The 14845-nt window shown below is 59.4% G+C and carries 12 protein-coding genes; all 12 read right to left on the bottom strand.

Annotated features, from left to right (window positions below; all coding sequences use genetic code 11):
* Positions 1–36: 36 nt before the first annotated feature.
* A complete protein-coding gene (locus FHT92_RS23595) occupies positions 37–1059 on the bottom strand; it encodes a PotD/PotF family extracellular solute-binding protein (protein ID WP_183829845.1) in 1023 nt (340 codons plus the stop codon).
* 1 nt (position 1060) lies between these two features.
* A complete protein-coding gene (locus tag FHT92_RS23600; protein ID WP_183829848.1) occupies positions 1061–2104 on the bottom strand; it encodes a LacI family DNA-binding transcriptional regulator in 1044 nt (347 codons plus the stop codon).
* Between the two features lie 171 nt (positions 2105–2275).
* Positions 2276–3709, bottom strand: a complete 1434-nt coding sequence (locus FHT92_RS23605) for an efflux transporter outer membrane subunit (RefSeq protein ID WP_183749960.1) — start codon at positions 3707–3709, stop codon at positions 2276–2278.
* A gap of 155 nt (positions 3710–3864) precedes the next feature.
* Positions 3865–6975 (bottom strand): efflux RND transporter permease subunit, encoded by a 3111-nt coding sequence (locus tag FHT92_RS23610; protein WP_183829851.1) that lies wholly within the window; start codon positions 6973–6975, stop codon positions 3865–3867.
* Between the two features lie 50 nt (positions 6976–7025).
* Positions 7026–8243 (bottom strand): efflux RND transporter periplasmic adaptor subunit, encoded by a 1218-nt coding sequence (locus tag FHT92_RS23615; RefSeq protein ID WP_183829854.1) that lies wholly within the window; start codon positions 8241–8243, stop codon positions 7026–7028.
* 150 nt (positions 8244–8393) lie between these two features.
* On the bottom strand, positions 8394–8996 hold the full coding sequence (locus tag FHT92_RS23620; RefSeq protein ID WP_183829857.1) for a TetR family transcriptional regulator: 603 nt from the start codon (positions 8994–8996) through the stop codon (positions 8394–8396).
* Positions 8997–9094: 98 nt separating this feature from the next.
* Positions 9095–10039 carry a phosphoribosylaminoimidazolesuccinocarboxamide synthase gene (locus FHT92_RS23625; protein WP_183829860.1) on the bottom strand — a complete coding sequence of 315 codons (945 nt, stop codon included), beginning with the start codon at positions 10037–10039 and terminating at the stop codon, positions 9095–9097.
* Positions 10040–10216: 177 nt separating this feature from the next.
* Positions 10217–11962, bottom strand: a complete 1746-nt coding sequence (locus tag FHT92_RS23630) for an SLC13 family permease (RefSeq protein WP_183829863.1) — start codon at positions 11960–11962, stop codon at positions 10217–10219.
* Positions 11963–12069: 107 nt separating this feature from the next.
* Positions 12070–12753: a phosphoribosyltransferase gene (locus FHT92_RS23635; protein WP_183829910.1), complete on the bottom strand. Its 684-nt coding sequence runs from the start codon at positions 12751–12753 to the stop codon at positions 12070–12072.
* Between the two features lie 11 nt (positions 12754–12764).
* Entirely contained in the window at positions 12765–13571 is an 807-nt protein-coding gene (locus FHT92_RS23640) for a pseudouridine synthase (RefSeq protein ID WP_183829866.1), read from the bottom strand.
* Positions 13572–13734: 163 nt separating this feature from the next.
* A complete protein-coding gene (locus tag FHT92_RS23645) occupies positions 13735–13941 on the bottom strand; it encodes a hypothetical protein (protein ID WP_183829869.1) in 207 nt (68 codons plus the stop codon).
* A gap of 135 nt (positions 13942–14076) precedes the next feature.
* Positions 14077–14415, bottom strand: coding sequence for a hypothetical protein (locus FHT92_RS23650; protein ID WP_007815384.1), 339 nt, complete (start codon positions 14413–14415; stop codon positions 14077–14079).
* Positions 14416–14845: the final 430 nt, after the last annotated feature.

Here is a 14845-nt window from a genome sequence, read left to right on the forward strand (position 1 = left end):
GATCCCGGCCGCCGCCGGGACCGATTTCAGACTGGCTTACTGGCCGACCTTTTCATTCCATTCCTTCAACCAGCCGCTGCGGTTGTCGAGGGCGGCTGCGGACGGGATCAGTTTCAGGCTCTTGGCAGTGTCTTCGCCGTAGGTAATGTTGTTGGCGACCTTGTCTGAGACCTTAACATCCTTGTTCGCCGGGCTGTCGATCAGCTTTTCCGCGAGCTTGGTCTGGACGTCGGTCGACAGCCAGAAATCCATGAACTGCAGGGCAAGGTCCTGGTTCTTCGAGCCCTTGGTCAGCACCAGCACGTTCATGCCGCCGGTCTGGCCTTCCTTCGGCGTTGCCCAGGCAACGGGAACATCGAGCTTGGTGAAGCCTGCCCAGGAGAAACGGCCGATCGGAGCCGCCCAGATTTCTTCCTGCTGCATAAGCTGCACGAGCTGGGAAGACTTTTCATAGAAGGTGACGATCTCGTCCTTTTTTTCGCCAAGTGCTTCGATCGGCGCCTTGAGATCAGGCGTGTCCTTGCCGAGCGCGAGGCCAAGCATATAGAGCGCCGGTGGCCCCTGGTTGGTCGTGACGTTCGGGAAGGCGACGTGACCGACATATTCGGGCTTCAGGAGATCGGCCCAGGATTCGATCTTCATCTTGTCTGAGCGGTAGGCAATCGAGGTGGCGTAAAAGGTGTAGCCGACGCTCATGCCGTCGCCGTTCGGATTCTTGGCGATATCATAGAGCTTGGAGAAATTTTCGAGTTTGGACGTATCGACCTTGTCGATCAGGTCGGCGCGGGAAGCGGCGAGGCCATCGGCCATGGAGACGGCAGCGAGATCGACCACCGGATTGGCTTTGTTGGCTTCCATCTTAGCAATACGTTCGACGCTGTTGCCGGTTTCGACGACAAGCTTGCAGCCGCACTTGGCTTCGAAGGGATCATAGACGATTATCTTATAGTCATCCTGCGCGAAAGCATAGACGGAAATGGTCAGTGTCCGCTCCTGCGCAGCGGCACCAAGCGGGAAAAGGGCGGCCAGCGCCACCGATGCAATCAGGGCTTTCTTCATTCTACAAGTTCTCCATCTCTGAGGTTTTTGGTGCCGGGTTCGCGAGCCCGGATGACTGGCGAATAATCAGCTGCATGGGCACACGTTCGGTGTGCGCCGTAACCAGCACGCCCTCCCGTGTGCCGCTTTCGTTTATTCTATTGACCAGTGCCGAGACGGCAATTTCGGCGATGGTATCCATATCCATCCTCACCGTCGTCAGCGATGGCGTGACGACAGGCGACCAGATGAGATCATCGAAGCCGGTGACGCTGACATCGGCGGGCACGCTGATGCCGTCCTGCTGCAGTTCAGTCAGCGCGCGCAGAGCCTGTAGGTCGGAAAGGGCCGCAAAGGCCGTGAAGCCCTGACGCGCCTTTTCCGCAAGCCCCAGCCGGCAACCGGCACCCGTCTCGTTCTCCAACCGCTCGATCCAGAGTGTTTCGGAGCGCATGCCAGGCTGCAGGCCGGCTCTGATGCCGCCGGCTCGGTCATTCTGGACATTGGACTCGTGATTGTTGCCGATGATCAGGATCTGCTTATGGCCGAGGCTCGCAAGGTGGGCGGCGATCTCCTTGCCACCCTGCCAGTGATCGGCGGCGACCGTATTGCCCGGCGTGGAGGCGGTATCGATGACTGCGACCGGGCAGCTTGCGCCGGAAATGCGTGTGGCACGGCGCGGCACGACCACCATGCCATCGACACCACGCTCCACCAGCCGGTTGATCGCTTCGGTCTGCGCCGTGATATCGCCGCGGGAGTCGGCGATCAGCACGCCATAGCCTGCTGCCGATGCAGCATATTCGATGGCCTGGGCGATCTTCGGAAAGAGAGGATTGGCTATGTCAGGCAGGACAAGGCCGAGCACGGCGCTGCGGCCGGTGCGCAGAGCCCGGCCAGCCTGGCTCGGCACATAGCCAAGTTCGGCAGCATGCGCGCGAATTCTTTCGATCAGGGCATCGGAAACCCGGCCCTTGCCGGAGAGCGCATTGGAGACCGTGGCAACGGAGACGCCGAGCGACGTCGCAATCCTGCTGAGATTGGGTCCCGGGCGTTGTGAAGCCATTGTTTTGAAGCGCCGCGCTTAATCGTTTAATCAATTGCATAGCGTAGCAATTGCGGCTTGTCGAATCCAAATTCTTCCTGTGCAGGATATTATCTGTCCAGGGTAGATTTTCACGCAAAGAAAAAGCCCCGCGGAAACCGCGAGGCTTCGGAATGACGCTATGCGAGGATGTTAGCTGCCCTTGGTAACCTTGACCGGTCCCGGACCGGTAGTCTTGCCGCCCGGAGCGAAGCCGCCACCGGTTGCGATGTTGAGCGCAGCGTAATCCTTTGCCATCTGCTGAACAGCGGCGGCAAGGCTTGCCTGAGCGAGCGAGACCTGACGCTGGGCGTCGAGAACGTCGAGCAGCGAGGAGGCGCCGTCCTTGTAGGACGCCGTCGAAAGCTCGAGGGTTTCCTGCGTCGTCCGGACCTGGGCGCGCAACGCATTAACGGTCTGGGCATCGCGGCGAACGGCCGACAGAGCGTTTTCGACCTGCTCGACTGCCGTCAGAACGGTCTGCTTCCAGGCGAGATAGGATGCGGCTGCGTCGGACTTGGAGACGTCGACGTTGGCGCGCAGGCGACCACCGTCGAGGATCGGCAGGTTCAGGGTTGGGCCGAAGGACCATGCCGACAGGCCGCCGTGTATGCCGCGCTGGTTGATGTAGCTCGGCGAAATCGAGCCTGAGAGCGAGATCGACGGGTAGAGCTGAGCCTCTGCGACACCGATCTGGGCGGTAGCGGCGGCAAGGTTGCGCTCGGCCTGGCGAATGTCCGGACGGTTGCGGATCAGGTCGGCCGGAATGCCGGAATTGATACCGCCGCGGAAAGTCGGCTGACCAGAGCCACGCATCAGTTCATCCACCATCGTACCAGCCGGCTGGCCGACGAGGGTGGCGATATGATGGGCCGAAACGCGGATGTTGGTTTCGAGGCCGGGGATTTCTGCGAGCGTCGACTGGACAAGACCTTCAGCCTGCACGACGTCGAGGCGGGATGCCGCACCTGCGTCAAGCTGGAACTTCGTGAGGTCGTAGGTTTCCTGGCGGGATTTCAGGTTGGCCTTCGAAAGCGCCAGGCGCTGCTGGTAGAAGCGCAGATCGATATAGGTTGAGACAAGGTCCTGGATGTAGGACAGCTTGGCGATGTCGGCACCCGCGTAAGCGGAATCAAGAGAGGCGAGGGCGCTTTCCTTGCTGCGCTTGTAGAGGCCGAACAGATCGAGCAGCCAGGACAGGGAAAGCTGTCCGGCGCTGGTGTTGCGAGTGTTGGGCTGGTCGCGCAGTTCACCGGTCTGACCACTGATGGTGTGGGAAGCGCCGACATCGAGGGCGGGCAAGGCACCGGCGCCGGCGATGGTCACGTTGGCGGATGCGGAATTGATACGCTCGATCGCTTGTTGAATCGTCAGGTTCTGGCTAAGCCCGGTCTGGACAAGGCTGTCGAGCTTGCGGTCGTTATAGGCGGTCCACCAGGCCGTGGTAGCGACATCGCCGATGCTCTTTTTGCCACCTTCACTGAATTTTCCGGGAAGTGCCATTTCAGGAGGTACGTGATCAGGGCCTACTACACAGCCCGACAGCAATAACAATAGCGCCGGTGTGGCATAACGAAGAGATACCATGCATTTCATCCTGTAACTCGAGCAAGTCAATTCTTGTCCGAAGCGTCATGCTTCACTATCGGCCCTGACGCGCCTCGTTCCTTACGCTAAACACATGCCGAAGCAGTCCGTGCGCAATGTAGCAATCCGGAAAGCTTTCTCACAGTGCATTTATATCACACTCCCGCCTCATTTTTTTGCCGTGTGGCAAAGATGCGGCGGATCACGACGAAGAAGGACGGCACGAAGAAAATGCCGAGCATCGTTGCCGAAAGCATGCCCCCGAGCACGCCGATACCGATCGCGTTCTGGGCAGCGGAACCCGCGCCCGTTGCGATGGCCAGAGGCACGACGCCGAGAATAAAAGCCAGAGAGGTCATGATGATCGGGCGCAGGCGCAGCCTTGCTGCTTCCAGCGTTGCCTCGAAGAGCCCCATGCCCGTCTCCATTCGGTCCTTTGCGAATTCCACGATCAGGATCGCGTTCTTCGCGGCAAGGCCGATGGTCGTGAGCAGGCCCACCTTGAAATAGACGTCGTTCGCCTGCCCGAAGAGCGTTGCTGCGGCAAGCGCGCCGAGCACGCCGACCGGCACGGCCATGATGACCGAGAACGGGATCGACCAGCTCTCGTAGAGCGCAGCCAGGCAGAGGAAGACGACGAGAACCGAAATCGCGTAAAGCATCGGTGCCTGCGACCCCGAGAGCCGCTCCTGATAGGAAATGCCCTGCCAGGCGACCGTGTAGCCGCCGCCGAGCTGCTCGGTCAGGGCTTCCATCTCGTTCATGGCCTCGCCGGAGGAGACTCCAGGGGCTGCCGCACCGTCGAGCGGGATGGCGCTGACAGCATTGAATCGGGCGAGTGACGGCGCGCCTTCCACCCACTGGGTTGTCGTAAAGGCAGAGAAGGGCACCATCTCGCCGGCGGTGTTGCGGGCATACCAGTGATTCAGATCGGTCGGCTGCATGCGAAAGGGGGCGTCTCCCTGCACGTAGACTGGCTTGATCTCACCGTTCAGCGTGAAGTCGTTGACGTCGCGGCCGGTGAAGATGATCGACAGCATCGAGTTGACCGAGGCGAGGTCGACACCCATGGCGCCGATCTTCTCCTGATCGATCAGGATCTTCATCTGCGGCTCGACTTCCTTGTTGTTCGAGCGCAGCGCCACGACCTTGCCGGTGGCGCCGGCCATCTGGATGAGCCGCTTGGACGCAGCCGTCAGGGCTTGATTGCCGTGGCCGCCGGTGTCCACCAGATACATGGAGAAGCCGCTTGAGACGCCAAGACCCTGGATCGCTGGTGGCAGCAGCGCAAAGACCTGCGCCTCGCGGATCGTGAAGAAGTTCTTGAGAGCCCGGTTGACGACCGACTGCGCGCTGAGATTGTGATCGGTGCGCAGTGAGAAATCCTTGAGCTTGGTGAAGACGATAGCGCTGTTCTGGCCTGAACCGTTGAAGCCGAAGCCGAGCGCGCCGAAGACGGAATCCACCGCATCCTTTTCGTTTTCACGGAAGTATTTTTCGACCTTTTCAACGACGGCCTGCGTCTGCTGCGTGGTTGAGCCCGGCGGTGTGGTGACGATGGTCAGGAGCACACCCTGGTCTTCCTGCGGCAGGAACGAACTCGGCAGGCGCGTAAAGAGATAGGCGCAGCCGGCGCCGACCAGCAGGAACACCAGCATGACGCGGACCGGACGCTTCAAGAGGTAGCCGATCGTGCGGACATAGCCGTTGGTCGAGCGGGTGAAGTTGCGGTTGAACCAGTCGCCGATGCGATGCTTCTTATGCTCGTTGACGGGCTTCAGCATCGTGGCGCAGAGCGCCGGCGTCAGCACGATGGCGACGAGGGCAGACAGCAGCATGGCCGAAACGATGGTGATGGAGAACTGGCGATAGATGATGCCGGTCGAACCGCCGAAGAAGGCCATGGGAATGAAAACGGCGGTCAGCACGAGAGCGATGCCGACGATGGCACCGGTGATTTCACCCATGGACTTCTCGGTCGCTTCAAGCGGCGAGAGCTTTTCCTCCGACATGATGCGTTCGACATTTTCCACGACGACGATGGCGTCGTCGACAAGAAGACCGATCGCCAGCACCATGGCAAACATCGTCAGCGTATTGATCGAATAGCCTGTTACCGCGAGGACGCCGAACGTGCCCAGAAGCACGACGGGAACGGCGATGGTCGGGATCAATGTCGCGCGCAGGTTTTGAAGAAAGATGAGCAGGACCACGAAAACGAGCACGATCGCCTCGATCAGCGTATGCACGACCTTCTCGATCGACAGCTCGACGAAGGGGGTCGTGTCGTAGGGATAGGTGATCTCGACGCCTTCCGGCAGGCCACGGCCGATCGTTTCAAGCGCGGTGCGGACGCGGGCGGCGGTGTCGATGGCGTTCGCGCCAATGGCAAGGTTGACCGCGAAACCCGACGATGGCAGGCCATTATAGCGCGAGCTGCCACCATAGCTTTCCTGACCGATCTCGACGCGGGCGACATCGCTGAGGCGGACGGTCGACCCATCCTTTTCGACCTTCAGGATGATGTGCTCGAAATCCGCGACAGTGGTGAGCTGGCTTTGCGCGGTGATGGTCACGTTGATCTGCTGCCCCGGGAGGGCCGGCTGCGCGCCGAGCGAGCCGACAGAGACCTGCGTATTCTGGGCCTGGATGGCCGAGGTCACGTCGCTTGGAGTGAGCTGAAACTTCTGTAGCTTGAACGGATCCAGCCAGACGCGCATGGCGTAGCCGGAGCCAAATACGTTGATGCTGCCCACGCCTTCCAGACGCTGGATCTGGTCCTCGATCGAGGTCGACATGATGTTGCCGAGGTCAACGGAGGTGCGCTTGCCGTCTGTCGAGACCAGCGAGCCGACGAGAAGAATGCTCGAGGTGGAGCGCGTGACGCTGATGCCGGCATCGATGACATCTCCCGGCAGCTGCGACTGGACGAGCTGCAGCTTGTTCTGCACCTGCACCTGCGCGATGTCAGGATTGATGCTGGTCCCGAAGGTCAGCGAAATGCTGGCCGAGCCAGTCGACGAGGTCGAGGTCATGTAGGTGAGGTCATCGAGACCAGTCATGCCGTCTTCGATGATGGTGGTCACCGATTTTTCGACCGTTTCGGCGCTCGCGCCGCGATAGCTGGTGTTGATGCGGACCGTGGTCGGCGCAATATCAGGATATTGCGAGATCGACAGCGTGAAGATGGCGAGCAGACCTGCGAGCATGATGGTGATCGCAATGACCCAGGCGAAGATCGGTCGTCGAATGAAAAACTTGGCCATCGGTTATTCCTGTACGGCTGGGACGGTGACGATACGAAAATGCCTGCGCATTACTTTGCTGCGGGCGTCTGTTCGCCTCCGGCCACAGGCTGATCGGCAGGGACAACCACGCCGTTGTCGTTGATCTTCATTGGAACCGGCTTTACCGGCATGCCTGATACAATCGACTGCAGACCGCTGACGATGAGCTGATCGCCGTCCTTCACGCCTTGGGTCACGAGCCAGGAATTGTTGGAGGGCGAGGCGTTCTCGAACACACGAGTCTCAACCTTGCCCTCGGCGGAAACGAACTGTGCCGTCAAACGGCCGTTTGCGTCGCGGGTGGTCGCAAGCTGCGGCAGGGAATATCCGGTTTCAGCACCGAGTTCGACCGTGGCGCGTACATACATGCCCGGCAGGACGACGCGGTCCGGGTTCGGGAAAACCACGCGAATGATGAAGGTGCCGGTCGTTTCGCTGACGACCTGCTTCGACATGTCGAGCTTGCCCTTCTGATTATATTCACGGCCATCTTCGAGGATCAGGCGGAACGCGATATTGTTGTCCTCGCCCTTAACCTCGCCGGCAGCGATCGCATCGCGCAATTTCAGCAGGTTGGTGCTCGATTCCGTCAGCGAAATGTAGATCGGATCGAGCTGGCGGATAGTGGTCAACGCGGTCGACTGGTTGGCTGCAACGACGTTGCCGATATTGTAGGCCGTCTGGTCTATGACGCCGTCGAAAGGGGCCGTGATCTTTGTGTGATCGAGGTCGATCTGTGCTGCGGTCAATGCCGCTTTTGCGGCTTCGACTTCTGCATTTGCCTGGGCAAGCGCCGTGCGGGCGGTCTCGAATTCGATCTGCGTCGCACCGCTGCCGACCAGACGCTGGTAGCGGTCGAAATTGCTCTGGGCGCTCGGCACACTTGCCTGAGCCTTGGAAATCGCAGCCTGGGCCTGCTCGACGGCTGCTCGGTAGGCAGCATCGTCGATCTGGTAGAGCAGGTCGCCCTTCTTGACTTCGCCGCCTTCCTTGAAGGCGATTTCGCGGATGATGCCGTTCACTTGCGGGCGGATATCGGCCACCTGGAAGGCTTCGGCGCGGCCAGGCAGGATCGTGGTGATCGGATAGGTATCCTTCTTCAGCGTGACCACACCGACCGGTGCAGCCTGCTGGGCAGCACCGCCTGCGCTTGCATTGCCCGCGGGCTTGCTGCCACTCTCGTTGCAGGCTGCGAGGCCCATAACCAGCAAGAGGGCCGAGGAGATGATGAGGGCACGCCGGATCATGCTGAATTCCTGTGCGGTTGGCAGTAGCGGTTCAATCGCCGGCCCTATGAGGCGCCGCTCTATATAGGAGTGATGATTGACCCGGAAACAGATGCCGTTATCCGATATTAAGAAAAGCTTTACGAAGTGACGTAATTCAGCAATCGTCACTTAGCAAGGGTTATTTTGCAGTGCGGCATCCACGAAACACACGATTTTTTCCGCACGGTGAACAAGTGTGTTTTTGTCGTCCTTGGCAATGAGGATGGGATGCAGAACACAGGCCAGAAGGTCTGCAACGGTGCGGGCTGCCGCATCCGTGTTGTCGCAATGGTAATTGCCTTCGGCCACGCCTTCACGAATGATCTCGCCGAGCTTCTGCTCTATCCGTTCGCGATAGCGCTGGCCGGCATCGAGTTTGGCATTGATCGTCGAGATCACCATCTCGAAAATGTAGGGGTTCTGCTGGATGTCCTGCAGATGGCTGTCGAGCAGGCGCAGGACGAAGCTTAGCAACTGCTCCTTCGGCGGCAGGCTGGTGTCAACGGCGGCGAAGCGCTCTGTCGCATTGCCGAGATGACGCTCGGCGATCGCATCGACCAGCACCGCCTTTGATTGAAAATGCTTGAAAACATTGGCCGGCGACATGTGCAGCGACGAAGCGATATCGGCGATAGAAACGGCGACGAAGCCGCGCTGGCGAAACAGCGTATCCGCCATCGAGAGGATATCCTCCCTGGTCTCTTCGGCCTTGCGTCTGGGCCTGCGTGCCATCTGTTCCCCGCCGGGCTTGGCCCAGCACCCCTTTTTTCCGATGCTAGCGCGATTGGTTGAAAGCCTGCAAGCAGGCTCGCAACTCCGGCTTTAAAGGTTCAGGGAAAATAGGGCGCGAGATTTGCCCGGACACGTGCCGCGGGCGTTTCGCCACGATCGTCGGGTACGAAGCGTTCCCCGGTGATCCATTCGTAGGCTTTGATATAGATGGCCGAAGTCTGCTCGATCAGCTCGAGAGGAATTTCCGGAATCGCATCCTTGTAGGGGTCGCAGCGTTCGGCGACCCAGGCGCGGACGAAATCCTTGTCGAAGCTTTCCGGCCGATTGCCCGCTTCGAAGGCGGCAGGATAGGTTTCCGCCACCCAGTAGCGGCTGCTATCGGGCGTATGAATTTCGTCGGCGAGAATGATGTTGCCATTCTCGTCCGTGCCGAATTCATATTTGGTGTCGACAAGGATCAGGCCGCGTTTTGCCGCCAGTTGCTGGCCGTGGGCAAAAAGCGCCAGTGCATATTTCGAAAGCATTTCCCACTGTTCTTTCGTCAGCAGTCCGCGGCTGACGATTTCGGCCGGCGTTAGCGGCTCGTCATGACCGCCGTCGAATTCCTTGCTGGTCGGCGTGATGACCGGCTCGGGAAGAATCTGGTTGTCGCGCATGCCGTCGGGCAGGCGCATGCCATACATTTCGCGCTCACCCTTTTTGTAAAGCGTCAGGATCGAGGTGCCTGTCGTGCCGGCGAGATAACCGCGCACAACGATCTCGACAGGAAGGATATCGAGCCGCTTGCCGATGACGACGTTCGGATCGGGATAGTCGAGAACGTGATTGGGGCAAATGTCCCTCGTTGCCTCGAACCAGTAGCGGGCCGTCTCGGTCAGCACCTGTCCCTTATAGGGAATGCAGGTCAGGATGCGGTCGAAGGCGCTCAGTCGGTCGGTGCTAATGATGATGCGCCGCCCATCCGGAAGATCGTAGTTCTCGCGCACCTTGCCGCGGTAGTAGTTCGGCAATTCCGGGAAATGGGCTTCGGAGAGAATACGCACGGCGCCTGGCTATCCTTCTATCAGCTGAGACTAAAGCGTGCCGCGATCTTTAGGATTCGCTTCGCACGCTTCAGGTCTTTGTTTTACGCATGTCGTTATCGCAAAACCGCTCCACACTTTTGCGCCGCATGCTCTGACCCTGCTCTAGTTTCATTGCCGGGGAAGTCAAGCAAAGGCTCATTCAAGCCAGAAGACGGCGATGAGAATAAGCGTGACTATATAGCCGGCGAGCGTCAGCGGCCAGCCGGCGCGCAGGAAATCGCCAAAGCGGTAGCCGCCGATGCTCATCGACAGCGTATTGTTGTGGTGACCGAAGGGGGTCAGGAAATCCTGCGAGGCGCCTGCGGCCACCGCGATTAGATAGGCCTGCGGCGGCTGCTGGCTGGCGCGCGCAAATTCCAGCGCAATTGGCGCAAGTACGATTGCGACCGTCGCGTTGTTGACGAAGGGCGTCATCGCCATGGCGAGAAGCAGAACGAGTGCGATACCCCACAAGGGATAGCGGATCGGGAAGGCCACGCTCAGCCATGCTGCAATGGTCTCGGCCGTGCCCGTTGTTGCAACCGCCTGACCGATCGGGATCATCGCTGCGAGCATAATGATGATTGGCCAGTTGATATCCGCCATTGCGTGGCGGATGTTGAGATAGCCGGGCAGTGCGAGCGCCAACACCACGAAGGCAAGAGCAATATCGGGGCGTAGGCCGAAGGCGGAAGCGACGACGCCGCAGGCGAAGATTGCAAAAGGCTGCCATGAAGCTGGCGATCCGGGGGAGGGGGCTGCGGAAGCAAGCGGCAGGCATTCACACTCTTCCAACGCTTCAGCTATCGCCGCTTTCGGGCCTTCCAGCAGCAGGATGTCGCCAATCGAAAGCTGCAGATCCGCAAAACGTCCTTCGATACGAGGAGACCGCATCGACAATGCTGAAACAGTAACGCCGCGAGTGCGGAAGACTTCGAGCGATGCGATGCGCGAGCCGACGACAGTGCTTTCCGGCATGACGACGGCTTCGATGCTGGCGAAATCCGGCTGCAGCCCGTGCGGATTGACGTCTCGCACCAGCGCCTGTGAGGCGGCCAGATCCGCGAAGACCGAATCCGCGGCCTGCGCCAGCAGAATATCGCCCGGCTGAATGACCGATTGTTCGAGCGGGCCAAAGACGAAAGCTCTATTGCGGATCAGGGCATGCGGCTGGATGCCGAAACGCTCGGGGCATTGGGCAAGTGTTATGCCGACGAGCGGCGAATGCTCGGGAATGCTGCGCTCCACGACGATGCGGCGGACCGGCTGAGTTGGCACTTCCGCGGTCTCGTCCTGCTCCGAAAACAATCGCTGCACAACTAGCCCGATCAGCAGGATGCCTGTTATGGCGACCGGAAGTCCGACATAGGCAAAGTCGAAAAAGCGGAAACCCTTGCCGGTGGTTTTTTCAAGCGCATCGCTGACGAGAAGATTGGCGGGTGTGCCGATCAACGAGACGAGACCGCCGAGAAGAGCGGCGAAGGAGATCGGCATCACGAGCTGCCGGCGCGGAATGCTCATGAGCGTGCTCAGCCGCAACGCCAGCGGCAAGCTGATCGCAAAGGCACCGATATTGTTCATGAAGATCGAGATGAAGCCTGTCAGAGCGGCGACGCCTGTTATGACCCGGAAATGCGAGAGACCCGATGCCACGAAGCGCTCGACGAGGCTGTCAAAGAGTTTGGTGCGCGCCAGTACTTGAACGATCAGCAGGATTTCGACCACGGTGACGACGACAGGGCTTGCGAAGCCGGCAAAGATGCTATCGGCGGGATAAAGGCCGAGCACATAGCCCGCAAGCAATCCGCTGATCGAGATAACTTCCATGCGCAGGCGGTCGAGGGAGAACAGGAAGAGCATTGCCACCAGCAGGATCAGGAGGGCTGCTTGCTCAAGCGTCATCGGGGGGTCCTGTCTTCGATCACACGCCGAATGTAGCTCTTCGTCTCGCACTGTATAGCTCGTTCAGACGAAAGAATGATCGGTCCTTACATTGATCTTGACGTCGCTCAGGCAGGTCTGCGCCATTTTCCTTCGGCGGTCCGCTTTAGGATGGGCGTGGCAAAAACGCCTTTCGTGCGTGCCTGCCATTGAGGGCCTGTGGCGTCGAGTTTGGCGCGCCAGCGGTCCGATTGCAGCATGGCCGCGCCAATGACGACGGGTTCTGTGCCGCAGCTTGCGAGCAGATCGAGACCTGCAACGATCGAGGCCCCGCTCGATATGACGTCATCGATCAGCGCGACACGGCGTCCTTCGAGGAGGGGCAGCATGCGCGGATCAACATAGAGCCGTTTCTGTTGTTCCGGCGTGGTGATCGATGAGAGGGCGACCGATAGCTCGTCGCGATACCAGAATTTGCGGGAGGTGCCGAGCGGCACATAACGGCTGTGGCCGAGCTTCTGGGCAACGGCCGCCGCAAGTGTCAGGCCGAGTGTCGGCAGGCCGGCGACGACATCGATGCCTGATGGTTCTATCTTTGCCGCAAGGTTTTCGGCGAGCATATCCAGCACCGCAAAGCTTGCCTGATTGATGATCAGCGAGGCCAGCGCATGCTCACCATCCGGAAGGACCCGGATCGGCAGCCGCAACTGCCTGCCATCTTCCAGTTCCGCTATAAAGAAGGAGGTGAAATTGCCGCCCGTTTCGAAACTGCCCGGCGGATGGATCTCCTGCCAGAAATCATGCGGCTTCATTTCGTTCATTCTCAATCCCGTATTGCCTTACCGGTGCCGACCTTCCGGCGAAGGTCCTTCAGTTCAGATTCAGTCAGCGCCCGGACCGATCCCTTCGGCAGGTCGCCGAGCTCCAGCCCACCGATCGCGACACGCACGAGCCGCAGGCAGGCGATATCGAGCGCTTCCAGCATCCGGCGGATCTGCCGGTTGCGGCCTTCCTGCAATTCCACTTCGATCCAGGAGTTGCGGTCGCCGTCACGCAGCTTGCGGGCAGCGGTGGCGCGCAGCAGTTCGCCGTCATGCCGAAGACCTGACATCATCGCTGTCAGCATGTCGTTATCGGCGATCCGATCGATCTGCACATGGTAGGATTTCGAGACGTGGGTGATTGGATCGAGCAGCGTCTGGGCGAATTCCGTATCGTTGGTAAAGAGCAGCAGCCCCTCGCTCGCCTTATCGAGCCGACCGACAGGAGAGAGGTGCGGGACATCAAAATCGGCCAGACAGTCATAGACGGTCGGGCGACCTTCCGGATCATGACGAGTGGTCACAAGACCGCGCGGCTTGTTGAGCATCAGGTAGATCCTGACTTCTGCGACGATCTCCTTGTCATCGACCTTGATAAGGGCGGTCGAAAGATCGACCCATGCCGCGGGATCTGTGACAATGCGATCACCGACCGCGACGCGGCCCTCAGCGATCAGCCGTTCGGCCTGCGTGCGGGAACAATAGCCAAGTTTGGAGAGCGCACGTGGAAGCGTGACCCGCTTGCCGGCCGGTTCGGCCTGGGGTCTGTTGCGTTCGTGTGTTTTCTGCGGTGATCGCCGGCCTTTCACTTCGCTATCCCTGATGCGATTGCGAAAGCTGTTCTTTGCATGAACGACGCACGGATGCCAGCAATGGTGCTCGAAATTCTGGGGAGGAGGGGATTTCGGATGCCGAAGGAAATCATCGACGCTTTGGACAAAGCGCAGTGGGCAAGAGAGTTTTTCTACTGCCTCAAGGGCAGGCCATGAAACCGGCGAGTTCCTGCCGGTTCATCATAATGCCGGCTGCGGCCTTGGCCGGGTCCGGATGTGTATAGGAGAGGCTCGGCATTTCGGGCAGATCGAGCGCCTGGCGCATGTTCATGATGCCGACTGCGCGACGTCCATCGCTGGCGTCGACGCTGACTTCAACGATCAGCTTCTCTCTCTTGTTGTCCATAATGTCCTCCCTTCATTTTTATGCTCCTATCGATCGCATTAAAAATTGGTTTTTCTAAGACATAAGTGTTTACGCATCCTGCAAAAAATGGATCTGCAGGATGCGTAAAAAATGCGGAATCTGGAGCTTGGCAGTTCAACGCCACCAGTGACGCGGCTCGGGCTGCGAGGCGCCTGACAACATATAACCTGCAAGGAAGCCGATCGCGCCGGCAACCAGAAGCGCCGTTGTGGTGGCTGCCGGGTGTTCGCGGGCTGTGCCGGCGACTGCCGCACCTTCGGCCCGGATCTGGGCGACAGCGCTTTTTGCGCGGGGAAGCGCGTCTTCGTAAGCCTTGCCGGCGCGGTCGCGCACTTCATAATAGGCTTCGGCGCCCTGTGCGGAAATCATCTTCTGCAGGCGGGAGACCTCCTGCTGCAGAGCGGCGATATCCTTGCTGACGGAAGTTCTGAGATCATCGGTATTGGCGGCCATATCTGTCTCCTTTCCTTCAATGGGGAGGGAAACACGAAAAACCGCGTTAGGTTCCGAACCTTTCGCCACAATCCAATATGACGGTTGTTTGACAACGGTGATAGGGCTGGCGTTTATTCTGCGTTAACCATAAAATTGGCCAAGGCACTGTTTTTTTGGCCTTTCCGCCTCTTTTTGGAAGGGTTCCGGATGATTTTTTATCGCCTGGTAAAAGATTGTTCGGGAATTTCGTCCCAAAGGGCGGCCTGTGGATAACTTTCCACCCAAAAATCACCTGTCGAATCAACCTGTTACAAAAATGTCAAAAAAGTTGGATTGTCGGTGTTGACTGTTTTGAGGGTGTGGGATTATAAGCCCACTCACTGACGAGGGCGGCGGCGCTGCTGGCGACGAAGTTTCTCGTTCTGAAGAAATCAAGCGGATTGGCGGC

Source organism: Rhizobium sp. BK377, from assembly GCF_014193935.1.
Classification (GTDB): Bacteria; Pseudomonadota; Alphaproteobacteria; order Rhizobiales; family Rhizobiaceae; genus Rhizobium.

Excerpts from the sequence above, each read along its gene's own strand:
- FHT92_RS23595 (WP_183829845.1), bottom strand. The coding sequence starts at position 1,059 with ATGAAGAAAGCCCTGATTGCATCGGTGGCGCTGGCCGCCCTTTTCCCG.
- FHT92_RS23600 (WP_183829848.1), bottom strand. The coding sequence starts at position 2,104 with ATGGCTTCACAACGCCCGGGACCCAATCTCAGCAGGATTGCGACGTCG.
- FHT92_RS23605 (WP_183749960.1), bottom strand. The coding sequence starts at position 3,709 with ATGGTATCTCTTCGTTATGCCACACCGGCGCTATTGTTATTGCTGTCG.
- FHT92_RS23610 (WP_183829851.1), bottom strand. The coding sequence starts at position 6,975 with ATGGCCAAGTTTTTCATTCGACGACCGATCTTCGCCTGGGTCATTGCG.
- FHT92_RS23615 (WP_183829854.1), bottom strand. The coding sequence starts at position 8,243 with ATGATCCGGCGTGCCCTCATCATCTCCTCGGCCCTCTTGCTGGTTATG.
- FHT92_RS23620 (WP_183829857.1), bottom strand. The coding sequence starts at position 8,996 with ATGGCACGCAGGCCCAGACGCAAGGCCGAAGAGACCAGGGAGGATATC.
- FHT92_RS23630 (WP_183829863.1), bottom strand. The coding sequence starts at position 11,962 with ATGACGCTTGAGCAAGCAGCCCTCCTGATCCTGCTGGTGGCAATGCTC.
- FHT92_RS23635 (WP_183829910.1), bottom strand. The coding sequence starts at position 12,753 with ATGAAGCCGCATGATTTCTGGCAGGAGATCCATCCGCCGGGCAGTTTC.
- FHT92_RS23645 (WP_183829869.1), bottom strand. The coding sequence starts at position 13,941 with ATGGACAACAAGAGAGAGAAGCTGATCGTTGAAGTCAGCGTCGACGCC.
- FHT92_RS23650 (WP_007815384.1), bottom strand. The coding sequence starts at position 14,415 with ATGGCCGCCAATACCGATGATCTCAGAACTTCCGTCAGCAAGGATATC.